The following is a 26,541-nucleotide window of genomic DNA, read 5'->3' as shown; positions in this document are numbered from 1 at the left end:
AGCAATAGTATGAAAAGCCTGTACAATGGATGGGAAAAAGGTTGTGTGTGATGTTCTTAGAATGTAAAAAACCTTTAAGACTTGGAATGCAAGTCTTAAAGGTTTTTGGTTACTTTTTCGGTTTGACGGCGTTCATCCGTTTTTGCAGCTTTGTTTTTTCATGGGATGCTTTTAATTGATTCACTGCAGACTGAGCGGATGTCTTTGATTTCTTTGTTTTGTCTTTTTCCGCTTTCTTCACTTTTGCCTTTGCAGTTTCCACTTTTTTTGCTTCAGCCGCCGCCACCTTTTTCTTCACTTTGTCTAACCGTTTTTGCAATGCCGTTTTGTCCTTGCCTGCTTGAAGCTGATTGACGGCTGATTGTGCTTTTGCCGCATTTGCATCAGTTGATTTCTTTTCAGCCGCAGATACGGATTGCTGTGCCGTCTTCAAATTGGTGCTCTTCACTTTGTTAAGGCGTTTCTGCAGGGACGTTTTTTCTGAACTTGCAGGCAGCTTGCCAATTGCTGATTGTGCGCTGTCCACATCTGTTTTCTTTTTGCTTTTTTCCGCTTTCGCAACTTTGTCTTTCGCTTGCTTTGACGCGATGTAGCGTTTTACTTGGTCTAAGCGTTTTTGAAGGTTCTTTTTGTCTGTTCCGTTTGGCAGCTTGTTGATGGCAGTTTGTGCTGTATCAACAGTTTGCTGTGTTTTATATTTTTCTGCCTTTGCGACTTTGTCTTTCGCATCTTTTACATTTCTGTATGACTGTACTTTATCCAGTCTTTTGTGCAGGGCAGTTTTGGCGTCGGAGCCCGGCAGCTGGCTGATGAGTTCTCGCGCTTTGTTGATATCGATTTGTGCTTTTGTTTGTTCCGCTTTTTTCACCGCTTGCTCTGCTGCCGCGTACGCTGAATCTGTTGCCTGTGCTTTATACTGGATTAAGCCGTAGCCAAATTGCTGATCGCGGCCTGCGGTACCAAGATCAACGATGTTTTTCCGCATTTCCTCGCGAAGCTGGACGTTTGTCTCGGCAGGATCACGCTGTTTTAACAAGGCAAACATGGCAGCGGCGTGCGGTGTCGCTTGGGATGTTCCGCTTCCCGTTGCATAATACTGGTTTAAGTAAGTGCTTGTGATGTTTGTCCCCGGTGCTGAAAATTCAACTTCATCTCCAGTTGTTGAAAAGGAGGCAAGCTGATTCTTTTCGTTTGTTGCTGAAACCGCAACGACACTGCTGTATGCCGCCGGATAATTCACTGGCTTGCCGTTTCCGTCGTTACCGCTTGCGGCAACAAGCAGAACACCTTGTTCATATGCTTTGTTCACGGCCTCATGAAGGATTTTGCTGTCTGACGTCGTGCCAAGGCTCATATTGACGATGTCCATCCCGTTTGCGATCGACCAGTCAATTCCTTGGAGAAGACTTTGAAGATCCCCCGAGCCGTTCTGATCAAGCGCTTTAACCGCGTATATTTGTGCTTCCGGTGCGATGCCGTCAATTCCGTAGCCGTTATGCTTGGCTCCGATAATCCCTGCGACATGTGTTCCGTGGCCGTTATCATCTTTGTAAGAAGAGGTATAACTGACAGCTGAATACCCGCCGGCAATCGACAGGTCATCGTGGGGGGAGATTCCGCTGTCAATGACGGCAATTTTGATATTCTTTCCTGTCAGTCCTGCCTTCCAAGCCTGTTTCACCTGAATGGGCTCAAGGTTCCATTGCTCAAAGTTGTCAGAGGTGTCAGTGCCGTCTGACAGCACTTTGAAATCCGTGCTGTCTGCTGCGGTAAATGATACGTTGTTTTCTACATACAAAATATCAGGATCCTGCTTTAATTCTTTTACTGTCTCCTGGTCTGCTGTGACCGCTACCGCGGGAAGATGTTTATACTGCTGTTCAACATCAGCATCACTGTCCAGGATGGTTTCCTTTCCGGCCTTGTTTTTATAAACCACAATAACCTCTTTCTCACTGTTGTTTTGCGCATGAGCGAGAGGGCCTATGGTGAGAAAACTGAAAAACAGAGTGACTGATACAACAAGTTTGCAAGACATGTTTTTCATGGTTCATCTCCTTTTTCTATGATGTTTGATATATATATCGGAGAAAAAAAGAGAGATTAATAGTAAGTAGGAAAAAATTTTTCATGGGCAGGGTTGTTTAGCAAAATACAGATTTTTTCCGCATGAAGAGGAAATTTTCCAAATGAATTTGTAAGCGTTTTCAAAATAAGATAAAGAAAACATTGCGGAGGTTGTTCACAAAGCAATGAGAAAAGGGGGCTTTTAAGATGAGCACATTCACTCGGGTAATGGAAGAAAAAATAATGCCTGTCGCCGGGAAAATTGCCGGGCAGCGGCATCTCAGCGCTTTGCGTGACGGAATTATCCTGACCATGCCGCTGATTATTATCGGGTCTGTCTTCTTGATTTTAACGAGCCTGCCGATTCCGGGGTATGCTGATTTCATGGCGAGTGTGTTTGGGAACGAGTGGGCCGATAAGCTCGGATATCCTGTTAACGCTTCGTTTGATATTATGGCGATGATTGCCGCTTTTGGGATCGCCTATCGGCTGGCAGAAAGCTATGGTGTCGATGCCCTTTCTGCCGGAGCGATTTCAATTGCCGCATTTCTGCTGGCAACACCGTTTGAGGTGCCGTTTACACCGGATGGCTCAACGGAACCCATCATGGTAGGGGGCGGAATTCCGATCACGCTGCTCGGCAGCAAGGGCTTATTTGTCGCCATGCTGATCGCCTTGTTTTCAACCGAAATCTATCGGTACATTATTCAAAAAAATATCGTCTTCAAAATGCCAGACGGTGTGCCGCCTGCGGTAAGCAAATCATTTGTTGCGCTGATTCCCGGCTTTATCATTGTGCTTCTCGTATGGCTGGCGCGTCTTCTGATTGAAATGACACCTTTTCAGAGTCTGCACAATGTCGTAGGAGACCTGCTTGGCACACCGCTTTCCATCCTTGGCGGCAGTCTCGGCGGAAGCCTGATCGCTGAATTTGTGCAGATGCTGCTTTGGTCGTGCGGGATTCACGGGGCTTCCATCATTGGCGGAATCATGGCGCCGATTTGGTACGGCGCGATGGATGCCAACCGTCTCGCCTTCCAAGCAGGCGAGGCGCTGCCGAGTATTTTTACGACTCAGTTTTTTCAAATTTGGATCAATGTCGGCGGAAGCGGGGCGACGCTGGCGCTTGTCCTGACGATGCTTGTGCGCTCCCAGAGCAAACAAATGAAGCAGCTTGGACGATTAGGAATCGGCCCTGCGCTATTTAATATCAACGAGCCGATCATTTTCGGCATGCCGATTGTCATGAATCCCCTCCTTATTGTCCCATTTATCATCGCACCGCTCCTCACGATTACCGCGACTTATATCGGCATGAGCACCGGGCTGGTGGCAAGACCGGCCGGAATCGCGGTGCCATGGACGATGCCGCCGCTCATATCAGGTTACCTGGCGACAGGCGGAAAGGTGTCGGGCGCCGTTATGCAGCTGGTAAATCTGCTGATCACCTGTGCTATCTACTATCCGTTTTTCAGAATATGGGATCATCAAAAATGGCGGGAAGAGAGTGCGGTTGAATCTGGGGATAAAAATGTGATGTGATAGATGATCAGCCTGTCATAGGGCTGATCATCTCTTTCAAACGAAAGGAATGTTAGAATATGTAAAGGAGGTGCGCATGCTAGATTATATATGGTTAGATGACGAATCACCAATCTTACAACAAGTACCAGTTGAATACTCATCTGCTGCTCTTATCTTTTCTCCTTTTATCCAAATGCCTGAAGGATGGGAGAATGCAAAAAGAAAAAATGATTATGAACATATTTATCCAAACGATAATGAAATAAGAGGAATAGGCAAGGCTGTTTCCTGGAAGAAGGTTATGTCTTCTTGCGGCTTTCAAACACATGCTGAGCTGGCGCTGGCTTTAATGACGTCGATAGGCGCTTTAAGGGACGAGTTCGCGAGAGAGGATTTGGCTGAGGTGTTACATGAAAACATAAATGGAGACCTCTATTATCCCAGTGAGGATCATATTTCAAATTTTCATATTCCGAGTTTGGTAAAGGTATTAGGTGCGAACGGATCCAATCGGTTTTATTACGCAGAACCGATTGTGGAAAACCGCGGCGTTTTGGACATAACTGAAGCCAACTTGCGGACGGTTCTTGATGAAGCCGCAGCAGAGCTCGTTTTAACTGATGAGAAAATGGATTTTGTGTTTATGAGTGTATATGACTCATTCATTAATGTCTTTTTAGCCAAAGATAAAAACATCCATGAATTGGTTGAGCGTATGGGCTGGGAAGCTATGATTTGCGATGAGTCAACGTATATCAGTTGGTATAGATAAAAAAGAACGTACATCACAAAATGTACGTTCTTTATTTTTACCGCTGAAAGAACTCAATCCACTCACCGTCAGGGCCTTCGATATAGAAATAACGGTATCCGTTTGGAAGTGTTGTGATCTCCTCGTCGATAAATTTTGCGTTCATTTTTTCCGCTTTTGTATATTCAGCCGCGATGTCATCCGTCAGCAGGGCAATGTGGTGCACTTTTCCTTCAGCGGGAAGCTCGCTGCTGTAGCCTTGAATCAGTTCAATTTCTGTTTCCGGGCCGTCTTCAAAGCCAAGAAAAGCAAGCTCGATTACACCGTTCGTGTGAGTGATGCGATCCTTCAATTTCATGCCTAGTACCTCTTCATAAAATGTGATGGACGCGTTAATATCTCTTACCATGATGCCTGTATGGTCAATTCGTTTTGCCATGCTGCTCCTCCTCGTAACTCTTTTTGTCTATCGTAGAAAAACCTTTCCTTTCTGTCAATGCAGACATCTTGGCGTTTTGTGGTACCATAAGAGAAAGCAAACGGAAAGAGGACGACATATATGAAGCTACTCACCCTAAAAAAAGCACACGCTGCCAAAATAAAAAAAGGCTATCCCCTTATTGAAAAAGAAGCTCTCGCAGGGAGTGCGGGGCACATGAAAGAAGGAGACCTCGTTGATATCGTGTCTGAGAGCGGCGGCGAGTTTCTCGCGCGGGGCTATTACGGCCTGCAAAACAAAGGGGTTGGCTGGACGCTTACCCGCAATAAACATGAACAGATTGACCAAGCATTTTTTCTCAGCAAATTAACAAAAGCGGCCCAAGCGCGCGCCAAACTATTTGAGGCTCAAGATACAACAGCTTTCCGCCTGTTCAACGGTGAGGGTGACGGTGTCGGCGGCGTCACCATCGACTATTATGACGGCTACCTGCTGATTCAATGGTACAGCAAGGGAATTTACACCTTTAAAGACATGCTGATTTCCGCATTGGATGAGATGGATCTTGATTATAAAGCGATTTACGAGAAGAAACGCTTCGACACGGCTGGACAATACGTTGAAGATGATGACTTCGTGAAAGGGAGAAGGGGCGAGTTCCCGATCATCATCCAAGAGAATGGCATTCAATACGCGGTGGATCTGAATGAAGGCGCCATGACGGGCATCTTTTTGGATCAGAGACATGTGCGCAAGGCGATCAGAGACCGCTATGCAAAAGGGAAAACCGTTTTAAATACGTTTTCTTATACGGGTGCATTCTCCGTGGCGGCGGCGCTTGGCGGAGCGGAGAAAACAACAAGCGTCGACGTGGCAAATCGAAGTCTGGCCAAAACGATCGAGCAATTCAGCGTGAACAAGCTGGATTACGAAGCGCACGACATTAAAGTGATGGACGTTTTTAACTATTTTTCATATGCTGCAAAAAAGGATTTGCGCTTTGATCTGATTATTCTAGATCCGCCTTCCTTTGCGCGCACAAAAAAACGCACCTTCAGCGCGGCCAAGGATTATAAAAACCTGCTGAAGGAAACGATCGCCATCACTGCTGACAAGGGTGTCATTGTTGCCTCTACAAACAGCAGCGCCTTTGGCATGAAGAAGTTCAAAGGCTTTATTGATGCCGCCTTTAAAGAAACAAATGAACGCTACACGATCATTGAGGAATTTACGCTGCCGGAGGATTTCAAAACGATTTCGGCATTTCCGGAAGGCAACTACCTGAAAGTGGTCCTTCTGCAGAAAAAATAATGAAAAAGCTGCCCTGTTCAGGGGCAGCTTTTTTTTATGTAGAAATGATCTGCTGGACGCGGCCGATGCGGCCATCTTCAAGACGGACTTTAATGCCATGCGGATGAAAGTTTGATTTCGTCAAAATATCCTTCACTGTCCCTCTCGTCAGTTTTCCTGTTTTTTGATCTGCTTTCAATACAATATCAACCTGCAACCCTTTCGAAATGCTGTTTCGCTCTTGCCCGTTCATAACGCACATCCTTTCTTTTGTTCATTATAGTCATTATGGTTTAAAAGTAACAGCCGGCTGATGAAGTGTATGTTTGTTTTTTTCAGCCTTCATTAAATATAATGTCAGGCCAAAGCCTGCTATGCTCAGAATGCCAAAAAGCAAGTAGACTGCGAAGATCGACACGTAGTCAAAAATGTACCCGCCTGCAAATGTGCAGAACCAGTTGCCGAACCCGTTGCCAATGGCGGCGTACATGGTCAGCGCCGTCGCTTCAACGTGTCTTGGGGTAATCTTTTTCACATATTGAAGCGCCGCCGGGATAAATAAACCGATGGCCACTCCCTGAAGAAAGACCGTCGCATAAATGATCCATAGTGAAGGCGCCGTGAAATAGAGCGCCCACCTGAATAATGAGACTCCGCCTGACAGCATAATGACGTTGAGCAGCCCCATTTTATCTATAAATGTTTGGGCGAATCTCATAAATGGAATTTCTGAAATGACACCGATGAAAAATAAAATGCCGATAGCGGAAAGTGACGCGCCGCTTTTGTCCAGAAAAAGACTGAAATACGTATTGTTCGCTAAGTTTGGAGCAAATGTCGTAAAGGTGATGATCATAAAGATGAGGAAAGTTTTGTTGCTGATAAGCTCCCGGAATCCTTTGCGGATATTGACCTTTGTTGTTTTCTGCTGGCCGGGCACTTGTGAAGCCAATATGGCAGCAATGCACAGAAAGGCACAGCCAAAGATAAAGATCACGTGAATGGGGTACAGCTGGTTCGTCACCTGTCCCATGGCAAACACCGCGACACCGAAGCCGAGAGAACCAAACAGGCGGATTCCGCCGTAGTTGCCGTTTGTTTCTTGTGTGTACCTTAGTGAAATGCTGTCCGAAAGTGGAATAATCGTGCTTTGAAAGGCTGCAAAACAGGCCGCAATCAAAATAAACAGAGGGAAACTGTCAAATGCAATATAGGCTAATCCAATGATGCCTGTGATTGATGTGCAAACCGCCAGCAGGCCTTTCGTTTTTTGCGTATAGTCGCTCAGCATGCCCCAAAACGGCTGAAAGAAAATCATCACAATCGGGCCCAGTGACATGATCAAGCCGACCTGTGATCCGCTTAAATGCTGTTCCTTCGTTAAATACATACTGAGTAAGGGAATTATGCTGCCCGTACCGAGAAAAGCAAACAAATAAAATCCTTTTAACGCGGCATAATGCCGCCTCACCTGCAAGTTGTGCATCAGGGTGCCTCCTTTGGTATCCACAAATACATTATATTGGAATTCGCCAGCTTTTCAATAAGGGGAAGCACATAAAAAAACTGCCCTCGAGAGGACAGTTTTTTACATAAATGAAAGTAAAAACGGCGCCGCGCAAAGCGTCATAATCGCAGCTAAGATCATCGACACACTGGAAATCGTGCCGGACACAGAGCTGAGCTCAAATGCTTTAGACGTTCCCGCTCCGTGCGCGCTTGTGCCAAGCAGCACGCCCCGCGTGGAAATATAGGACGACCATTGAGCCTATCTATTATCTGCGGAAGGAGTTGTTTGATTAAAAACAAAAAATACTAACTAATATTTGACTTATGGAAACTATATGTATATAATCCTTATATATCAAATAAAAAGGAGTAATTTAACAGTGAAAATGAAAAGTATATTTACATATTCTCTCGGGGCAATGGTTCTTTTGTCTGGTTTTATCGCGACTAATGCACTAGCTAAAGGGGATACAAAAGACTCTAATTATTATCTCGAAATGCCAAAAGGGTACCATGTTAATGCATATACGTCAGCAAGGACCAAGTATAATGATTCTTCTGTATATCAAAAAAACTCTTGGATAGGTAAAGATCGCACATTACGTTTATGGATTGTTGATAAAGATAAAAAAGATACTATATCAGGCGGTCACTACGTAGATATTACTAGTGGTCAGCATAAGAACATTCCAAGTGTTGCATATGAGAAGAGAGGTAAGACTTCTGTTAGAATTGCTGGAGAAGTCAGAGGCACTCCAAACGCTGTTGTTATTTCGGCAAAAGGAGTATGGAGTCCCGATAGTCGACGATAGGATAATTTCACAAATAACTAGAAAGAGTTTTAATCTTTCTAGTTATTTGAATTGGAGGTTTTTTTTTGTTTTATCAACTATTAAAAAATAATTTCAAAGATATTTTTGGATCAAATAAATATAAATTCTCCTTATTAATCATGATTTTCCTTTTTGGGATAGATATTTTTGTATCTGTCTATCAAAAATTCAATATGCCTTATTTTGATAAGTCTCATTTGAGCTTTTCTCTATATTTCTGGCTTGGTACGAATGATTCGGTTATTAGCGGGATGTTAATATTATTATTTGCTTTAATTACTTGTTTACCTTATAGCACAAGTGTATTAGAAGAAAAGAAAAACGGTTATTTTCAATTTGTTATAACTCGCAGTTCTGCAATCAAATATTTTGGAGCAAAATTGATAACATCATTTATTAGCGGTGGTTTCTTGTTTATTTTTCCATTTTTATTATCATTCATACTAATGGCAATAATGTTTGGGGATAACTTAACAAGCGGACAATTTGTTGAAAACTATCATCTGTTTCATCAAATTGCGAGGTATCATCCAAATATATACATGTTAATATACATATTCATTTTGTTTTATTATGCAGGATCTTTTGCAATTCTAGGCGTATGTCTATCTACTTTTTTAAAGAATAGGTATTTAGCATATTTGTCTCCATTTCTTATTGTTTTAGTTCTAGAACCTGTATTTGAAATTTTTTATCCACAGTTATCACCAATATTATTAATGAATCCTATTCAATCAATTACGGGAATTTCGATATTTTATGTTTTAGCAGTGCCATCTTTCATTTTAATAGTATCTTTAATAGGCTGTTTTATTGGAATGAAAAAATATGTCCAGAAATAATTTTTTGTATTACATTCTAAAAATAAATCACAAAAAGATTGTATTAAGTCTTATATCTTTAATGTTGTTGAATATGAGCGTGTTTTATAATAATACAATTAACGAAGTAACAAATATTAGCTTAATTAGAGTGCTTTCTAATATATTAGGCTCACCTACAAGTTTTATAACAGTGTGTATTTTTTTATTAAATATGAATAGCTGGCATTTTTCGAATTACGTTGTTTCGCGTTTCAATAACAGAAAGATTTTTTTTCGATTTCTATTATTGCTTGTTCTGTTAAGAGCTACTGTATTTTTAGTATTGTCAATACTAACAACGATCCTTACTGCATTAATTTTAAAACCTAATATGTTTATGAATAGCCTCCAGATGGTTAATAAAAATGAAATCATGCAAATCATATTTTTGTTAGTAGGATGGTTAATGATTTTATTTATTGTGCAACTGATTATTTTAATGTTTGAATTGATCTCGCCTACTTATGGAACTTTAATTGGTTCAGCTGTTGTACTTTTGATTTTATTTAATGATATATACGACTCTTTTTCTATTTTATTCATTCAAGCAATAGCTTCAACCTTTGATTATTCACTTTATACGTTGTTTTATGATAGGTTGTATCTTTTTATTGTAATTGTTTTTCTGACCTTAATTTGCTTGAAATTAACAAAATCTTTTCAAACATTGAGGAGATAACAAAGAATGTATTTATATGACATGAAAAATGTTTGGAGACAAAATAAATGGCCATGGATTTTTTGGCTTGTTGTTAATATTTTTTTGCTGTTTCTGATTGTCAGCAGCCTTCAAATGATTAATATTAATTTAGTTTGGCAGTCAATAATGGGAAATAGAGTTTTTTCTTTACCTTTCCCTTATTTCTTTATTTGCGGCTTTTATTTGTTATTAAATGGAAATTATTTATATTATCAACGAAGCAACATGGTTTCTCTCACCCTTACTAGATTTACATCAAGAGAACGTTGGTTATTCGGTAAACTGCTTTACACTATATTATTATGTTTTATTTATTGTCTGTTACTGATTTTATTAGTGCATATAGCGGTTTTTTTAAAACACGGAAGTTTTCACTATAACAATGCTACAATCTGCACCTTTTTTACAGTGTTCTTAACATTTGTAATTTGTGGTATATGTCAGTCTGTATTGACCTTAAGGGTAAAACCTATTCTGTCCTTCATTATAGTTTACGGTTTGTTGATACTGCCAGTTTGGGTAAACATTCCTTTTCCAGGTAAATACTCTTTTGTCAGTTACGCGTTTGGGCAATATGTTCATCATAGTTATTTGCTATTCTTTTTTCTTACAATCATAGTTTGGGTATTTTTAGCGATAAGGAGAATTGGTCGTCAAAACTTTTTCTAAAGGAGAACAATATGTCTTTTTCATTAAGTTTAGAGAATGTAACAAAAACGTTGAATTCCAACAAAGTAGTAAACAATGTTTCACTACGTTTAGCATCAGGAAAAATATATGGATTTAGAGGTTCTAACGGTTCAGGAAAATCAATGCTATTCAGAGTTATTTCTGGACTCCTAGTGCCGGACAATGGTGTTATAACTGTGAATGGGGAAATTTTACATAAGGATATTTCGTTTCCGGAGAGCATGGGAATTGTTATTGAAAATCCAGAATTTGTTCCTCATTTAACTGGTAAACAAAATTTAAAAGTACTTGCATCTATAAAAAAGAAGGCTACAGATGCAGATATAGACCATGCCTTAGAAGTTGTTGGTTTGGACAAGAATGACTCAAGAAAATATAAGAAGTTTTCATTGGGAATGAAACAACGATTAGCTATAGGCCAAGCTATAATGGAAAGTCCGGATCTCCTGATTCTTGATGAACCAACAAATGCACTGGATGAAGCAACGATTGAACGAATTAAGACATTTTTGAACGAATATAAAAAAAGAAACAAGTTAATTCTTATTTCAAGTCACGATAAACATTTTCTAGAGTTAATTAGTGATGAAATATATGAAGTAAAAGAGGGACGCGTAACTGCTCCTAGTAATGTTGATTAATGATAAAAAATATAAAAACACCATTTCTTATTAACTAAGAAATGGTGTTTTTTCTTACATAAATGAAAGTAAAAACGGCGCCGCGCAAAGCGTCATAATCGCAGCTAAGATCATCGACACACTGGAAATCGTGCCGGACACAGAGCTGAGCTCAAATGCTTTAGACGTTCCCGCTCCGTGTGCGCTTGTGCCGAGCAGCACGCCCCGCGCAATTTCGTTATCAATGCGGAAATAACGGATGACCATCGGGCCGATCACTGTGCCGAGCAAAGCGGTTAAAATCACAAACACGGCTGTGACGGCAGGCATACCGCCGATCATTTCAGATACGTTCATCGCGATCGGCGTTGTCACTGATCTTGGGACGAGGCTGTCAATTAAGCCGGTGCCGAGGTGAAGCCATTTCGCAATAAGAGCGGTAGAAATAATCGCGATGCATGAACCGACGGCCACATTCAAAATAATTTCCACTGCGTATTTCTTTAAAACAGGGAAATATTTATATAACGGGATCGCGAATGCCACGGTGGCCGGCTGTAGCATATCGGTCAGCAATCCGCCGCCGAGATTATAGGACTCGTACGGGACATTCACCAGCAGCAGCAGACCGACTAATACAGCGGGCGTCACCAATAGCGGCGACGTATAAACACGCGGAAAGCGTTGATATACCTTTTTTGCTCCTAAATACACCAAAACCGTTAAAAACAAACTTACAATTCCGATGAACACGTATGCTTTTTCTCCTTTCTCTTTGCGATGAGTTGTGTAAGCGTTCCTGTAGACACCATCACGACAAACGTGCTGATGATGACAACAAGCAGAATGCTGACACCAAATTTCGACATAATGTCTCCGTATTCAATCACTCCGACGGCAGACGGGATAAAAAATAAAAGCAGCTCCCCGAGAAGCCACGCTGCACCAAGCTCGATCCATTCAAGCTTGATAATGTTAAAGTGCAATAATGTGAAAAGAATCACAATCCCTATTATACTGCCGGGAATATTTATATGAAGAAGGGCTGTCACCCAATTAATCAGCCGAGCAAATATAAATAACAGAGCGATTTGAATAACGGTTAGCAACAGTTTTTTCATATTGATGCCTCCCTTATATACTTATTGTACATAAGGTCTCTCTATAGGTAAAATATATATTAAGAATAAGAAGTATTCCTTTTGTCTATAGAAAGGGTGAAGCGCATGGATATCCGCCATTTAACATATTTCTTGGAAGTCGCCCGTTTAAAAAGTTTTACGAAGGCTTCCCAATCCCTTTATGTTTCTCAGCCGACGATATCAAAAATGATCAAAAATTTAGAAGAAGAGCTCGGTATTGAACTGTTTTACCGAAACGGCAGGCAGGTGGAACTGACTGATGCCGGTCATAGCATGTATGTGCAGGCGCAGGAAATCATTAAATCATTTCAAAACCTGACGTCAGAATTAAATGATATTATGGAAGTCAAGAAAGGGCACGTACGGATTGGACTGCCGCCGATGATCGGATCGGGGTTTTTCCCGAGAGTGCTCGGCGATTTCCGTGAAAACTATCCGAATGTCACCTTTCAGCTAGTCGAAGACGGTTCTATAAAAGTCCAAGAAGGTGTCGGGGACGGCTCTCTTGATATCGGCGTTGTGGTCCTTCCCGCAAACGAAGATATCTTTCATTCGTTTACAATCGTAAAAGAAACCTTAATGCTTGTCGTTCACCCTTCCCACAGGCTGGCTGATGAGAAAGAATGTCAGCTGCGTGAGTTGAAGGACGAGCCTTTTATTTTCTTCAGGGAGGATTTTGTCCTGCACAACCGAATTATGACGGAATGTATCAAGGCTGGGTTCCGGCCCCATATCATTTATGAAACATCACAATGGGATTTTATTAGTGAGATGGTATCCGCCAACCTTGGGATCGGGCTTTTGCCGGAACGGATCTGCCGCGGCCTTGACCCGGAAAAAGTGAAAGTCATTCCGCTTGTCGATCCGGTCATCCCTTGGCACCTCGCCATTATTTGGAGAAAGGACAGGTACTTGTCGTTTGCCGCCAGAGCTTGGCTCGAACATACGAAATCGTATTTATGGGACCCGAAAAAAGATAGTAAAGGATGATGCAAACATGGATGCACAATCAGCAGCAAAATGTCTTACGGCTGTCCGCCGGCATAGCCCACTGGTGCATAGCATAACCAACAATGTCGTAACGAATTTCACAGCAAACGGCCTGCTCGCGCTCGGCGCATCGCCCGTTATGGCGTACGCAAAAGAAGAGGTCGCCGATATGGCGAAGATTGCGGGTGCACTCGTTTTAAATATCGGAACGCTGAGCAAGGAGTCAGTCGAAGCGATGATCATCGCGGGAAAATCAGCTAATGAACATGGCGTTCCCGTCATTCTTGATCCTGTCGGTGCCGGAGCAACACCGTTCCGCACTGAATCGGCACGTGACATCATTCGTGAGGTGCGCCTTTCTGTAATCAGAGGAAATGCGGCGGAAATTGCCCATACCGTCGGCGTGACCGATTGGCTGATCAAAGGTGTTGATGCGGGTGAAGGCGGAGGCGACATCATCCGGCTGGCTCAGCAGGCGGCACAAAAGCTAAACACGGTCATTGTGATAACTGGTGAAGTTGATGTCATAGCCGACACGTCACATGTATACACCCTTCATAACGGCCACAAGCTGCTGACAAAAGTGACAGGCGCCGGTTGCCTGCTGACTTCCGTCGTCGGTGCGTTTTGCGCTGTGGAAGAAAATCCATTGTTTGCTGCTATTGCGGCCATTTCTTCGTATGGGGTCGCCGCTCAGCTTGCCGCACAGCAGACGGCTGACAAAGGCCCTGGAAGCTTTCAGATTGAATTGCTGAACAAGCTTTCAACTGTTACTGAACAAGACGTCCAAGAATGGACGACTATAGAAAGGGTGACTGTCTCATGACTCGTATTTCTCGGGAAATGATGAAAGAGTTATTATCTGTATACTTCATTATGGGGTCAAACAATACGAAAGCCGATCCTGTTACAGTTGTACAAAAAGCGTTAAAAGGCGGTGCCACCCTGTACCAGTTCCGTGAAAAAGGCGGGGATGCGCTGACAGGAGAGGCTCGGATTAAATTTGCTGAAAAAGCGCAGGCAGCTTGCCGTGAAGCTGGTGTTCCGTTCATTGTCAATGATGATGTGGAATTGGCTCTGAATCTGAAAGCTGACGGTATCCACATCGGCCAGGAAGACGCAAATGCGAAAGAGGTAAGAGCTGCCATAGGTGATATGATTCTCGGCGTTTCTGCCCATACGATGTCTGAGGTGAAGCAAGCCGAAGAAGACGGAGCGGATTATGTCGGGCTTGGGCCGATCTATCCGACTGAAACGAAAAAAGATACGAGAGCGGTACAGGGTGTATCTCTTATCGAAGCAGTGCGCCGCCAAGGCATCAGCATTCCAATTGTCGGCATCGGCGGAATCACAATAGATAATGCCGCACCTGTTATCCAAGCGGGGGCCGATGGTGTCAGTATGATCAGCGCCATTAGTCAGGCGGAGGATCCTGAGAGTGCTGCACGCAAGTTTCATGAAGAAATTCAAACGTATAAAACAAGAAGATAAACGTTCTTCTTCCTTCAAAAGGCTGTTCTATAAAGGACAGCCTTTTTGCTTTCTATCAAGGTTTTCAAACCTTCAAATTTTAATTGACAAAGAACAGGAACTGGCTATGATTATGTTATATAATGATAATCATTTTCAATTATAGGAGGAGCATGATGACTCGGGGGCTGGCGCTTATTTTATTCAGCTTGTTGATGGTTTTCGGTTTTGCGGCACATGCGGAAGATGATCCGATCGCCGCATTAATTCAATTAAACAAGCAAATGATCAAATCCGTAAAAGACGGAGATATAGACTCGGCACAACAAACGTTTGAAACCTTCAAGGCGAAGTGGAAAAAAGAAGAACCTTCTATTAAGAAAGAAAACCTTTCTTCTCACAGTGAAATGGACGCGAATATCGCGATGATTTCTCTTTCTTTTATCAATCAAGACGCAGGTAAGCTCAAAACACAGCTTGAAGAGCTTGCGTCTCATTTAGAAACCTATCAGCAGGCTGTCGTGCTGAAAAAGACATCCTCAGGTCAATCAAGGGCGTCCTTAACAGCCTATATACAAAGCTTGAAAGACACAAAACAGTTCATAGAAAAAAAACAATTGGATGAAGCGTCATCCGCAATCGACAATTTAGTTACATCCTGGCTCGCTGTTGAGGGAGATGTCGTGTCCCAATCGAAAGAAGCCTATACGACATCGGAGGAAAATCTGGCGCTGATGAAGGCGGAGATCGGCAGCCATCCTGAAAAGGTATCAAAGCAAATTGACGAAATGATTCAATTGCTCGAGCCGATCGCTTCAAGCAGCTACAGCTGGTGGGATGCGGCGCTGATCCCGGTTCGTGAAGGAATGGAGGCCCTCCTTGTCATCGGAGCGCTATTAACCATGACAAAAAAAGCGCGGGTTACGCGTTCCTCGACATGGATCTGGGGCGGGGCGTCCGCCGGCATGGCTGTTTCCTTAGCAGCCGGCATCGGTGTCACGGTTCTGTTCTCCTCCAGTGTATTCGGAGAAAACAATTTCTTGCTTGGCGGCGTTACCGGCGTACTGTCCGCTGTCATGCTTTTGTATGTCGGGGTGTGGCTGCACAGAAACGCCTCAATGGATAAATGGAGAGAAAAAATCAATATCCAGAAGTCACAGGCACTAAAAAAACGAAGTCTGCTTTCCTTTGCGCTCATTGCATTTCTGGCAGTTGTAAGAGAAGGTCTCGAAACGGTCATCTTTTTCATCGGGCTTGTCGGGAAGCTCCCGCTCACTGAACTGATCGGCGGAACTGCCGCAGGGCTTATCGTTCTCGTCATCGTCGGTGTTCTGATGATCAAGCTCGGAATGCGCATTCCATTGAAGCCGTTTTTTCTTCTATCAATGGCGGTTGTCCTGTATATGTGCGTGAAATTTCTCGGAACCGGCGTTCACAGCCTTCAACTGGCGGGCATTCTTCCGTCTGATGCAGAAAGCTGGCTGCCGTCTGTATCGGTGCTAGGAATTTATCCGTCCGTGTACAGCACGATTCCGCAAATGTTGATTTTACTCTTTTTACTGATTGCGCTTGTTTCAGAAGCGGCAAAACATTTTACAAACGGAAAGGAACTGACAAAATGAATTTCACAAAAATCGCTGTATCAGCCGGATGCATCCTTGCGCTGTGCGCAGGCTGCGGAGCCAATGACACATCTTCAACCAAAGAAAAAGCTTCATCTGAAAAAAGCGGGGTCACTAAAGAAATCACCGCATCCGTAAATAAAATGGAAACCATCATTTCTAAGCTGAATGACTCAGCGGAAAAAGGAGACCAAAAAGAGATTGAAAAGAAGGGGAAAGAGTTAAACAGCTACTGGCTTTCCTTTGAAAACGATATTCGCAGCGACTATCCATTCGAATATACAGAAATCGAAAAGCATCTTCAGCCAATCTACACAGAAGCGCAAAAAGACAAACCGGATGCAGCAAAAATCAAGACAGAATCCGAGTCATTGAAAGCATCCTTAGAAGACCTGACAGAAGCGAAGAAGAGCGGCAAAAAGGCTAGCGATCAGCTGGCAAAAGCAGCGGATGAGTATAAAGGCTATGTCAAAGAGCAGAGTGACCAGCTTGTCAAAGCGACTGAAGCATTTACGGGTGCTGTGAAATCCGGCGATATCGAAAAGTCCAAAACGTTATATGCGAAAGCGCGTGTTTATTACGAGCGAATCGAACCGATCGCTGAAAGCCTCGGAGATCTTGATCCGAAAATTGACGCACGAGAAAACGATGTTGAAGAAGGAGACAAATGGACAGGCTTCCATAAGCTTGAGAAGGCCATTTGGAAGGATCAAGATATTTCCGGGGAAAAGGCAACAGCTGACCAGCTTCTCAAGGATGTAAAAGAGCTTGACGGTTCAATTCAATCATTGAAATTAACCCCTGAACAAATTGTTGCAGGCGCGATGGAGCTTCTGAACGAAGCCGGAATTTCGAAAATCACGGGAGAAGAAGAACGCTACTCACGAATTGATTTAGTTGACCTTATGGCAAATGTGGAAGGCTCCGAAGCCGTTTATCAAACAGTGAAAAGCGCGCTTGTAAAAGATCACTCCGACTTGACGGAAAAACTGGATACGGAGTTCAGCGAATTTGAAGTTTTAATGGCAAAATACAAAACAAATGATCAGTCCTATACGTCTTATGATAAATTAAGTGAAAAGCAAATCAGAGAGCTGAGCACTAAGCTGACGACTCTTTCTGAAACCATGTCGAAGATTGCGAATGTGCTATAAAAGGAGTTTTGTAACATCATGAGCGATGAACAAAAAAAGCCAGAACAAATTCACAGACGGGACATTTTAAAATGGGGAGCAATGGCGGGGGCAGCCGTTGCGATCGGTGCCAGCGGTCTCGGCGGTCTCGCTCCGCTTGTTCAGACTGCGGCTAAGCCATCGAAAAAGGATGAAAAAGAGGAGGAGCAGATTGTTCCGTTTTACGGAAAACATCAGGCCGGAATCACAACTGCCCATCAGACGTATGTCTATTTTGCTGCATTGGATGTAACAGCAAAAGAGAAAAGCGACATCATTACGTTATTTAGAAACTGGACAAGTCTCACACAGATGCTGACGTCTGGCAAGAAAATGTCAGCTGAGCAGAGAAATCAGTATCTGCCGCCGCAGGATACAGGTGAGTCTGCTGATTTATCCCCTTCTAACTTAACGGTCACATTCGGATTCGGGCCTGGCTTTTTTGAAAAAGACGGAAAGGACCGCTTCGGACTGAAAAGCAAAAAACCGAAGCACCTAACCGCTCTTCCAGCGATGCCCAATGACAACCTGGATGAAAAGCAGGGAGGCGGGGACATCTGCATTCAAGTATGTGCAGACGATGAGCAAGTGGCGTTTCACGCGCTGCGTAACCTGCTAAATCAAGCGGTCGGCACTTGTGAGGTCCGCTTTGTTAACAAAGGCTTTTTAAGCGGAGGAAAAAATGGTGAAACACCGCGCAACCTCTTCGGGTTCAAAGATGGAACAGGCAACCAGAGCACGGAGGATGACAGCTTGATGAACTCGATCGTGTGGGTTCAGTCCGGTGAGCCTCACTGGATGACGGGCGGCACCTATATGGCTTTCCGGAAAATTAAAATGTTCCTTGAGATATGGGACCGCTCTTCCCTCAAGGACCAAGAGGATACCTTCGGCCGCAGAAAAAGCTCAGGGGCGCCTTTTGGGCAGAAAAAGGAAACAGATCCCGTGAAGCTGAATCAAATTCCGTCTAATTCACACGTCAGTCTAGCGAAATCTACGGGAAAACAAATTTTGCGAAGAGCTTTCTCTTACACAGAGGGACTTGATCCGAAAACCGGCTATATGGATGCAGGTCTCCTGTTTATCAGTTTTCAAAAAAATCCCGACAATCAGTTTATCCCGATGCTGAAGGCTCTTTCAGCAAAGGATGCGTTAAACGAATATACACAAACAATCGGTTCTGCTTTATACGCATGCCCAGGCGGCTGCAAAAAAGGAGAATATATTGCCCAGCGTTTGCTGGAATCATAAAAGAAGCCTTTACAGGCTTCTTTCAGCGTGTCGACAAACCCTCGCATTCGTTGTCAAGCCTGTGCGTTGGTGCTCACGAATTAGAGCATTCGCTCCGCTCCAATGCTCGGCTTTCCTAGACTTCAAGGGTTTTCAATCACGCTGAAAGGATGACAAAATCCTAAAACTTTTTAGGATTTTGTCATCAATCTGAAAGAAGCCTAAATCGGCTTCTTTATTTAAAAAACAGTTGTAACTTTAATTGTTACAGTTTAAAATCAATTTAGTATGAAAGGAGATTATCATGACAGTACACATTAAAGTTTATTCAGATTACGTCTGCCCATTTTGTTTTGTTGGAAAAGCCGCTTTTGAAGAAGCGATAAAAGGAAAGGATGTTGAAGTCGAGTGGATGCCGTTTGAACTGCGCCCAAGCCCATCTCCTCAGCTTGATCCGGTCAATGATCCTTCCAAACAGTACATGTGGCAGACATCAATTCAGCCAATGGCGGAGAAATTAGGAGTCGAGATCAATTTTCCAAACGTCTCGCCTCATCCGTATACAGACCTCGCGTTTGAAGGCTTCCATTTTGCGAAGGAATACAATAAAGGACATGAATACAACACCCGTGTCTTTCAGGCGTTTTTCCAGGAGGGCCAAAATATTGGCGATATTGACATCTTGACGAAGCTCGCCGAGGAAGTGGGATTAGACGGTGCATCATTCAAATCAGCACTGGAAACAAGAACATATCAGGACGTGCAGCGCCAAGCCTTGAAGCACGCTTATGAAGAGGCTGACATCACAGCCGTTCCAACCTTTATTATTGGCGACACTGTAATTCCAGGTGCTGCCGGCAAGGATGTATTTGAAAAAGCGATTTCTGACGAACAAAAGAAAAGACAAGGAAAAAGCTCTCTATAAAGAGAGCTTTTTTTACTCCTGTTCCATATGGACGCCAGTATGCGCCTTCACCTGAATTTCTGCAAACGTATCTTCATCAATTGTTTTATCAGATGACAGCACCGTTCCGAGCCACGCGCCGAGAAAGCCGAGCGGGATGGAAATAATTCCTGGATTAGACAGCGGAATGAGCGGATCACCGGTAAAAATAGCACCTCCGGCCGGGTCCCACACACTAGGGCTCATCGATACCAGCACAAGCGCGCTGATCAGGCCTGTCAGGCTGCCCCATAAAGCGCCTGAGGCATTGAATCGTTTCCAGAAGACTGTAAACACAATCAGCGGAAGGTTTGCGCTGGCGGCTACCGCAAACGCGAGTGCAACAAGGAACGCCACATTTAAGGATTGTGCAAAAATCGCAAGGAGAATCGAGAGTACTGACACGGCGACAGAAGCCCATCTGGCCGCTTTCATTTGTTCTTTTTCAGTTGCTTCTCCCTTTCTGATAATCTGGCTGTAAATATCATGGGCAAATGCTGAGGCGGCAGACAGCACCAACCCTGTCACGACAGCCAAAATGGTGGCAAAGGCGATGGCTGATACAAACGCGAACAGAAAGTCTCCTCCGAGCGCTTTTGCTAAAAGCGGAGCCGCCATATTTCCCGCTTGATCAGCCGCCGTAATCGCGTCAAAACCGACAAATGCCGCGGCACCAAAGCCGAGAAACACCGTCATAATGTAAAACACACCGATAATCCATGTCGCTGACACAACGGATGTACGGGCCGTCTTGGCATCCTTAACGGTATAAAACCGGATCAATATATGCGGAAGCCCGGCGGTTCCCAGCACGAGTGCCAAGTTTAACGACAAGGTCTCAAGCGGCACCTTGTATTTATTTCCGGGATTCAAAAAATCAGCGCCAAGCGGAGTAGCCGTTTTCATCTGTTCAAACATGGTATTAAGGCTAAAGCCGAATTTCGAAAACACGATAATCGAAATCACGAGTGTACCGGCCATCAGCAAAACGGCTTTAATAATTTGAACCCAGCTTGTCGCGATCATGCCGCCAAACACGACATAAATGGTCATCAGCACTCCGACGATGAGGACAGCCGCGGTATAATCCAGCCCTAGAAGCAGTTTGATCAGCGCTCCCGCCCCCACGAGCTGGGCGATCATATAAAAAGTAGAGATGGCAATGGTATTGAGAGCCGCGACACCGCGGATTTTCTTTTCTTTAAAGCGAGCGGCAATCATGTCTGCCATCGTGTACTTTCCAAGATTCCGAAGCGGCTCCGCCACGATGTACAAGACAACGAGATAAGCCACCAGAAAACCGATGCTGTAAAAGAAGCCATCAAATCCATATAACGCAATCATTCCGGCAATCCCGAGAAACGAGGCGGCAGACATGTAGTCACCGGCAATTGCCAGTCCATTCTGAACGCCGGTGAGCCCGCCGCCCGCCGTATAAAACTCACTCGTCGTTTTCGTCCGCTTCGCGGCAAAATACGTGATAATAAGCGTCAGGCCAACAATCGCCAAAAACAATAAAAAAGCAGTCATATTCATGTCTGTTCACCCTTCAGATCCTCTTTTAAAGCGCTTACATACCGATCGAAATGAGCGGCTCTCCGGGAATACACAGTACTCAGTATCCAGGTCATAGCGAATTGGGCGATGGCGAACAGCCAAGCCCATGAAACAGCTCCAATGGCCGGTGCATTCAAAAAGGTGAAATAAGATGTCAAAACAGGGAGTGAAAAATAAAAGACAAAAAAGAAAATCGCAGAAGGAACAATAAAAGCGCGTTTCTGCTTTAAAAAAGCTTGAAAAGACGGCGTTGCAGCAATCTGTTTATAATCAGCTTTGTACATGGCTTTCCTCCTTTTATTCGCTAAACGTAAGCAAAAAGGTACACCAATAGGTATGTACTGAAAGTCCGATTTATGCGTTGAACAATATCTGGAGGATGAAAAAAGAAGGAGGTCGTGAAGAGGTGAACACAGTGGTCTAAAGACAGGCGAAGGTTTTCAAGCTCGGCCGTGTATAAACGAGTTTGCTTTCAAAACCTCACCGAATGCAGCTTGTTCTCAGCAAAGCTGCTGTTTACCAGAGCACGGTTATCATGTTCGCATCACCTCTTTATGACAATGCATGTGCCAAGAGGTGATCGCATCACCGGCTGTCTGTCGTAGTTAGCTGACACACCGTTTGTCCTCAAGCTCAGCGCAGCGATTTGCTTTTGAATAGAGGATATGGTGAAAACTCAGATCAGGTGATAGAAAAGCCAGAGGTAAATAGATCCGCCTGTTCGGACTAGTCTTGCCGGACGGTTTTTTTGTGGTTTTTCTTTCTCGATGCTGTCTCAGATTCTAAAAACTGCCTCACATCATGAATGCCTAATCCAATGGATCTAGCTTCTTGAATTAACATATGCCAACCTTTGTCCAAATCTTTTTTAACATGAGTTTTCATAGTAACCTCCAATTGTATAAAATGTTTTCCTGCAACATGCGGGCAATAAAAGGCAAGCCAGCGCGATGATGAGGCGAGTACAACAAATTTCACACATAGTTGCTCGGTGTTCACAAACTGAAGGAAAAACCACCTACCTATTCCCTAAAAAAATGACTAATATAACCAATGGACCTTATTTATAATAATAAACAATTAAATACTGACTGGATAGTATGTAAATGAAAATAAATCATTCAGCCTATTAAAAATGACCCCTGGGAAACCGAATAGCATAACCGTTCAAAGAAATAAATACCGCTAAAGATTGATCCGGTGTAAGATAAGGGTAATCATTACCGCCAGGAGAAAAATATGAAAAAAAACAAATTTCAAATTAAAAGAGAAGCAACATTTGAAAGTTTTATAGACGCTGGCGTGAATTTGTTGATTGACCGAGCGTATGATCCGGTTTCTGTAGAAGATATCAGCAGAGCCGCCGGGTATAGCAAAGGAGCATTTTATGTTCATTTTGTCAGCAAGGACGATTTTCTGCTGTATCTTCTAGAAAAACGTCAGATGAAAAAAAAGATCATTATAGGGTATCTTGATCAAATGGAGCGGGAGTCAGTGAAATCGCTGACATTGGACGAGGCTGCAAAACACGCTGCAGAACTGCTTTATTCCTATTACATAAATAAGCCGTCGTGGGACATCACCTCGTTTGCCATGAACATGCCGACGTATAAAGTCTTAAAGAAATGCAAGGCTTATGTCCGGCTGTACGAATTGTGGGTGGAAGAAAATGTGTTATATATTAAGTGGCTGAAGGAGAGAAAGCTGATTGACGCCTGTATTGATCCTGAATATACGGCTAAAATAATATGTGCAGTCCTCGACGGAATCATCAAACAATCATATGTATTGGGCCAGCCAGCCACCTTCCGCAGCTTTTTAGACGCACTCTCGGTATTTTTCACTTTAGACAGAGAGCACGAGACGCCAAGAATTTTGAAAAGTTTTTCAGAAAGCGAGGAACATCAGTGAAGTATAGAGAAATAATTATGTATATCATTATGGGGGTTTTCACAACCATTGTGAATATCGCCAGCTTTTATATATTGGTAGAGATCATGAATGTGGATTACAAAGCCGCCACTGTCGCCGCTTGGATTTTGTCCGTGCTGTTTGCTTACATAACAAATAAATTATATGTGTTTCAGCAAAAAACACATGATCTGCAGAGCCTGCTGAAAGAGCTCACTGCTTTTTTCAGCGTTCGGGTCCTGTCTCTCGGCATAGATTTAGGCATGATGATCATTCTTGTCGGCCAGTTCAATACAAATGAAACCTTGGCCAAAATACTCGACAACGCGGTCATTGTTGTCGTCAACTATGTTGCGAGCAAATGGCTCGTCTTTAAAAAAACAAAAGAAGAAGGGGTATGAGAGGACTGCAGCATATGATCTGCCGTTTTCTATGGAGAAATAAGGGGAATAAAAAATAAAAACCAGAAAGGTGATTGCACATGCGGGAAGAGCTAAAGGGGATATTTGCAAGTGTATTCGGAGAAAAAGAGGGGTTACGGTTTTTTTTCGCACCTGGAAGAGTGAATCTGATTGGAGAACATACTGACTATAACGGCGGGCATGTCTTTCCGTGTGCGCTGACAATGGGTACATATGCTGCTGTTGCAGAAAGAAACGATGGGGTTGTCCGGATGTATTCAGACAACTTTAAAGACGCGGGGATCAAGGAATGCAGCCTTGACGACATTCGCTATCAAAAAGAAGACGACTGGGCGAACTACCCAAAAGGCGTGATTTATGAATTTCAACAGAGGGGATATGCAGTTCCCCATGGCTTTGACATTGTATTTTCAGGGAATATTCCAAACGGGGCGGGGCTGTCGTCTTCTGCTTCTATTGAACTGCTGATGGGGGTCGTGCTCCAAAGCTATTTTCACCCTGAAGTAGATGCGCTTGAGCTTGTGAAAATGGCGCAGCATGCGGAAAACCATTTTATCGGCGTCAATTGCGGAATTATGGACCAATTTGCAATTGGAATGGGGAAAAAACATCATGCGATGCTGCTGAACTGCGACACGCTTGACTATGAATATAGCAAACTCAATGTCTCAGGCCTCGCGCTGGTCATCGCGAATACGAACAAAAAAAGAACATTGGCTGACTCCAGCTATAATACGAGACGCCAAGAATGCAATGATGCATTGCTTGATCTGAAAAAAGGCCTCGATATTGCAGCACTGGGCGACATCAAGCCTTCTGATTTCGATGCGCATTCCAGCCTGATCCAAAATGAAACGAACAGACGCCGGGCAAAGCACGCTGTATACGAAAATCATCGTGCTATTAAGACGGCCCATATGTTCAAAGAGAACAATATAGATGAAATCGGGCAGTTAATGAAGGAATCCCACCTTTCATTGAAGGATGACTATGAAGTAACATGCCCTGAACTTGATGAGCTTGTGTTTGCGGCATGGGATCACGAAGGTGTAATTGGATCAAGAATGACGGGAGCAGGCTTTGGCGGATGCACCATCAGCATTGTAAAAGATGAGTTCATTGATGATTTTATTCAGAAGGTTGGAGACAGATATCAAGAAAAAACAGGGCTCCGAGCGGATTTTTATGTCGCGGATATCGGAGAGGGAGCGAGAGAACTAAAGGGGGAGTGACATATGAGTATTATTGAACATCTGGAACAGCTGCTTGAGTATGGTTTGGAACGGAAATTGATTTCGATCTGGGATCGGGAATATACGAGAAACCGTCTTTATGAAGCGCTGGGCATCACACATCCCGAGCCGGTCTCCAGCACCAGCATCAAGCAGTCACAAAGCCTGCCGGACTTGCTCGCCCCCATCTATAAATGGGCTGCCGAAACCGGCCGAATGGAAGCGGATACAGATACGTACCGTGACCTGCTCAGCGCAAAGCTGATGGGCTGTTTTGTACCTGCCCCGTCCGAGGTCATTCGCAAATTTGAAGAGACAAAAGCATTATACGGCCCAAAACAGGCTACAAAGGAATTCTATCAATATTCAGAGGATGTCTATTATATACGGACTGACAGAATCGCCAAAAATGTTCATTGGACGGTGCCGACCGAATATGGCGAGCTGGAAATGACCATTAACCTATCAAAGCCTGAAAAGGACCCGAAAGCGATTGCGGCTGCAAAAGAGCAGGAACAGACAAATTATCCGATGTGTTTGCTGTGTAAAGAAAATGTCGGCTTCGAGGGAAGCGTGAATCATCCAGCCCGGCAAAATCACAGAATCATTCCGGTCATCCTTGAGGACGAACAATGGTTCCTGCAATTCTCGCCATATGTCTATTATCCGGAGCACTGCATTGTCTTAAAAGGGGAACATGAACCGATGGAGATCAGCAAAAAAACATTTGAAAGGCTGCTGTCATTTCTTGGCCAATATCCGCATTATTTTATCGGTTCAAACGCGGATCTGCCGATTGTCGGCGGCAGCATCCTAAGCCATGATCATTTCCAAGGCGGCGCGCATGATTTTCCAATGGCACGTGCAGAAGCGGAAGACGTTTATGAATTAAATGATTATCCCGGTGTGTCGCTGGGCTTAGTGAAATGGCCGATGTCTGTGCTCAGGCTCCAAGGAGACGAACCGGGTCATGTCGCTGAAGCTGCTGACCATATCTTCCGCACGTGGCAGACGTATTCCGATGAAAAAGCCGGCATTGCCGCCTATACAGGCGATACGCCCCATAATACGGTCACACCGATTGCGCGGCGCAGGGGAGACCTGTACGAACTCGATATCGTACTGAGGAACAACCGGACGGATGAGGAGCATCCATTAGGAATATTTCATCCCCATAAGGAAGTTCACCATATTAAAAAAGAAAATATCGGCCTGATTGAGGTCATGGGATTGGCGATATTGCCGGGCCGCTTACAGGAGGAAATGAAAGAAACGGCAGCGGCGCTATGCTCTGCTGATCCGAAAACAGCCTTAGAACAAAATCCGCTCACGGCAAAGCATAGTGAATGGGCTCTTCGAATGATGGAAAAAAGAACCATAACGAAAGAGAATGCAGATCTAGTCATAAAGGAAGAGCTGGGACATGTATTCGCTCGCATTCTTGAACACGCCGGTGTATTTAAGCAGACAGCAGAGGGAAAACAGGCCTTCAGAAGGTTTATCGACCAGTTGGGCGTCAAACCAGTCAAAAGCCTCAACCGCTAGGGTTGAGGCTTTTTCGATT

27 protein-coding genes and 1 pseudogene are annotated in these 26,541 nt (G+C 43.8%); 18 read left to right on the top strand and 10 right to left on the bottom strand.

Annotated elements, in window-relative coordinates; translation table 11 throughout:
* Positions 1–109: 109 nt before the first annotated feature.
* Complete coding sequence (gene epr / locus FB592_RS03985) at positions 110–2,047, bottom strand: minor protease Epr (protein WP_141949290.1); 1,938 nt, start codon at positions 2,045–2,047, stop codon at positions 110–112.
* Positions 2,048–2,274: 227 nt separating this feature from the next.
* Here epr and celB point away from each other — a divergent pair, with 227 nt between their 5' ends.
* Positions 2,275–3,609 carry a PTS cellobiose transporter subunit IIC gene (gene celB, locus FB592_RS03980; RefSeq protein WP_070548062.1) on the top strand — a complete coding sequence of 445 codons (1,335 nt, stop codon included), beginning with the start codon at positions 2,275–2,277 and terminating at the stop codon, positions 3,607–3,609.
* A gap of 76 nt (positions 3,610–3,685) precedes the next feature.
* On the top strand, positions 3,686–4,363 hold the full coding sequence (locus tag FB592_RS03975) for a DUF2711 domain-containing protein (RefSeq protein WP_141949289.1): 678 nt from the start codon (positions 3,686–3,688) through the stop codon (positions 4,361–4,363).
* Between the two features lie 37 nt (positions 4,364–4,400).
* Here the strand turns inward: FB592_RS03975 and glxA are convergent, their stop codons facing one another.
* On the bottom strand, positions 4,401–4,781 hold the full coding sequence (gene glxA, locus FB592_RS03970) for a glyoxalase GlxA (protein WP_003243380.1): 381 nt from the start codon (positions 4,779–4,781) through the stop codon (positions 4,401–4,403).
* Positions 4,782–4,901: 120 nt separating this feature from the next.
* Between glxA and FB592_RS03965 the strand changes: the two genes are divergently transcribed.
* Positions 4,902–6,092, top strand: coding sequence for a class I SAM-dependent rRNA methyltransferase (locus tag FB592_RS03965; protein ID WP_003244593.1), 1,191 nt, complete (start codon positions 4,902–4,904; stop codon positions 6,090–6,092).
* 34 nt (positions 6,093–6,126) lie between these two features.
* Here the strand turns inward: FB592_RS03965 and FB592_RS03960 are convergent, their stop codons facing one another.
* The 3 genes and pseudogenes from FB592_RS03960 to FB592_RS03950 all read right to left on the bottom strand — a co-directional run.
* Complete coding sequence (locus FB592_RS03960; protein ID WP_003227367.1) at positions 6,127–6,324, bottom strand: YwbE family protein; 198 nt, start codon at positions 6,322–6,324, stop codon at positions 6,127–6,129.
* 33 nt (positions 6,325–6,357) lie between these two features.
* Entirely contained in the window at positions 6,358–7,557 is a 1,200-nt protein-coding gene (locus FB592_RS03955; RefSeq protein ID WP_003242781.1) for an MFS transporter, read from the bottom strand.
* 102 nt (positions 7,558–7,659) lie between these two features.
* Positions 7,660–7,812: pseudogene (locus FB592_RS03950) on the bottom strand (LrgB family protein); the annotation flags it as partial.
* Between the two features lie 154 nt (positions 7,813–7,966).
* Between FB592_RS03950 and FB592_RS03945 the strand changes: the two are divergent.
* The 4 genes from FB592_RS03945 (at position 7,967) to FB592_RS03925 (ending at position 11,307) form a co-directional block, all read left to right on the top strand.
* Positions 7,967–8,392, top strand: a complete 426-nt coding sequence (locus FB592_RS03945) for a hypothetical protein (RefSeq protein WP_230939512.1) — start codon at positions 7,967–7,969, stop codon at positions 8,390–8,392.
* 65 nt (positions 8,393–8,457) lie between these two features.
* Positions 8,458–9,255, top strand: a complete 798-nt coding sequence (locus FB592_RS03940; RefSeq protein WP_141949288.1) for an ABC transporter permease — start codon at positions 8,458–8,460, stop codon at positions 9,253–9,255.
* 706 nt (positions 9,256–9,961) lie between these two features.
* Positions 9,962–10,645: an ABC transporter permease gene (locus tag FB592_RS03930; RefSeq protein ID WP_141949286.1), complete on the top strand. Its 684-nt coding sequence runs from the start codon at positions 9,962–9,964 to the stop codon at positions 10,643–10,645.
* 11 nt (positions 10,646–10,656) lie between these two features.
* Positions 10,657–11,307 (top strand): ATP-binding cassette domain-containing protein, encoded by a 651-nt coding sequence (locus tag FB592_RS03925; protein WP_141949285.1) that lies wholly within the window; start codon positions 10,657–10,659, stop codon positions 11,305–11,307.
* Between the two features lie 54 nt (positions 11,308–11,361).
* Here FB592_RS03925 and FB592_RS03920 read toward each other — a convergent pair whose 3' ends face one another.
* Both FB592_RS03920 and FB592_RS03915 read right to left on the bottom strand, forming a co-directional pair.
* The gene (locus tag FB592_RS03920; RefSeq protein ID WP_003227371.1) at positions 11,362–12,039 is read right to left on the bottom strand and encodes a CidB/LrgB family autolysis modulator; all 678 of its coding nucleotides are present in this window, start codon (positions 12,037–12,039) and stop codon (positions 11,362–11,364) included.
* Positions 12,021–12,407: a CidA/LrgA family holin-like protein gene (locus tag FB592_RS03915; protein WP_003227375.1), complete on the bottom strand. Its 387-nt coding sequence runs from the start codon at positions 12,405–12,407 to the stop codon at positions 12,021–12,023. The genes FB592_RS03920 and FB592_RS03915 overlap by 19 nt, the downstream gene beginning before the upstream one ends.
* A gap of 105 nt (positions 12,408–12,512) precedes the next feature.
* Between FB592_RS03915 and cidR the strand changes: the two genes are divergently transcribed.
* The 7 genes from cidR to FB592_RS03880 all read left to right on the top strand — a co-directional run bounded on the left by cidR (position 12,513) and on the right by FB592_RS03880 (position 19,837).
* The gene (cidR, locus tag FB592_RS03910) at positions 12,513–13,418 is read left to right on the top strand and encodes a cidABC operon transcriptional activator CidR (RefSeq protein WP_003227377.1); all 906 of its coding nucleotides are present in this window, start codon (positions 12,513–12,515) and stop codon (positions 13,416–13,418) included.
* Positions 13,419–13,425: 7 nt separating this feature from the next.
* Positions 13,426–14,244, top strand: coding sequence for a hydroxyethylthiazole kinase (gene thiM, locus FB592_RS03905; RefSeq protein ID WP_141949284.1), 819 nt, complete (start codon positions 13,426–13,428; stop codon positions 14,242–14,244).
* Complete coding sequence (thiE, locus tag FB592_RS03900; protein WP_103803650.1) at positions 14,241–14,909, top strand: thiamine phosphate synthase; 669 nt, start codon at positions 14,241–14,243, stop codon at positions 14,907–14,909. Before thiM ends, thiE begins: the two co-directional genes overlap by 4 nt.
* Positions 14,910–15,064: 155 nt before the next feature.
* On the top strand, positions 15,065–16,510 hold the full coding sequence (efeU, locus tag FB592_RS03895) for a ferrous ion permease EfeU (RefSeq protein WP_103803651.1): 1,446 nt from the start codon (positions 15,065–15,067) through the stop codon (positions 16,508–16,510).
* On the top strand, positions 16,507–17,664 hold the full coding sequence (gene efeM / locus FB592_RS03890; RefSeq protein WP_017697029.1) for an iron uptake system protein EfeO: 1,158 nt from the start codon (positions 16,507–16,509) through the stop codon (positions 17,662–17,664). The genes efeU and efeM overlap by 4 nt, the downstream gene beginning before the upstream one ends.
* Before the next feature lie 18 nt (positions 17,665–17,682).
* Entirely contained in the window at positions 17,683–18,933 is a 1,251-nt protein-coding gene (gene efeB, locus FB592_RS03885; protein ID WP_141949283.1) for an iron uptake transporter deferrochelatase/peroxidase subunit, read from the top strand.
* A gap of 283 nt (positions 18,934–19,216) precedes the next feature.
* A complete protein-coding gene (locus tag FB592_RS03880) occupies positions 19,217–19,837 on the top strand; it encodes a DsbA family oxidoreductase (RefSeq protein WP_014478353.1) in 621 nt (206 codons plus the stop codon).
* A gap of 12 nt (positions 19,838–19,849) precedes the next feature.
* Here FB592_RS03880 and FB592_RS03875 read toward each other — a convergent pair whose 3' ends face one another.
* From FB592_RS03875 to slrA, 3 genes are all read right to left on the bottom strand, one after another.
* Positions 19,850–21,391: a solute symporter family protein gene (locus FB592_RS03875; RefSeq protein ID WP_003227390.1), complete on the bottom strand. Its 1,542-nt coding sequence runs from the start codon at positions 21,389–21,391 to the stop codon at positions 19,850–19,852.
* Entirely contained in the window at positions 21,388–21,696 is a 309-nt protein-coding gene (locus tag FB592_RS03870) for a DUF485 domain-containing protein (RefSeq protein ID WP_003222190.1), read from the bottom strand. Before FB592_RS03870 ends, FB592_RS03875 begins: the two co-directional genes overlap by 4 nt.
* 442 nt (positions 21,697–22,138) lie before the next feature.
* Positions 22,139–22,297: a transcriptional regulator SlrA gene (gene slrA / locus FB592_RS03865; RefSeq protein WP_003243648.1), complete on the bottom strand. Its 159-nt coding sequence runs from the start codon at positions 22,295–22,297 to the stop codon at positions 22,139–22,141.
* Between the two features lie 354 nt (positions 22,298–22,651).
* Here slrA and slrC point away from each other — a divergent pair, with 354 nt between their 5' ends.
* The 4 genes from slrC to galT all read left to right on the top strand — a co-directional run bounded on the left by slrC (position 22,652) and on the right by galT (position 26,522).
* On the top strand, positions 22,652–23,323 hold the full coding sequence (slrC, locus tag FB592_RS03860; protein ID WP_014478350.1) for a transcriptional regulator SlrC: 672 nt from the start codon (positions 22,652–22,654) through the stop codon (positions 23,321–23,323).
* A 17-nt stretch (positions 23,324–23,340) separates the two neighbouring features.
* Positions 23,341–23,724, top strand: a complete 384-nt coding sequence (locus FB592_RS03855) for a GtrA family protein (RefSeq protein WP_003227398.1) — start codon at positions 23,341–23,343, stop codon at positions 23,722–23,724.
* A gap of 80 nt (positions 23,725–23,804) precedes the next feature.
* Complete coding sequence (locus FB592_RS03850) at positions 23,805–24,977, top strand: galactokinase (protein ID WP_141949282.1); 1,173 nt, start codon at positions 23,805–23,807, stop codon at positions 24,975–24,977.
* A 3-nt stretch (positions 24,978–24,980) separates the two neighbouring features.
* Positions 24,981–26,522 carry a UDP-glucose--hexose-1-phosphate uridylyltransferase gene (gene galT, locus FB592_RS03845; protein ID WP_141949281.1) on the top strand — a complete coding sequence of 514 codons (1,542 nt, stop codon included), beginning with the start codon at positions 24,981–24,983 and terminating at the stop codon, positions 26,520–26,522.
* Positions 26,523–26,541 lie beyond the last annotated feature (19 nt).

The sequence above is a fragment of the Bacillus sp. SJZ110 genome (genome assembly GCF_006715455.1).
Taxonomy (GTDB): domain Bacteria; phylum Bacillota; class Bacilli; order Bacillales; family Bacillaceae; genus Bacillus; species Bacillus subtilis.
This window is presented reverse-complemented; position numbering and strand designations above follow the sequence as displayed.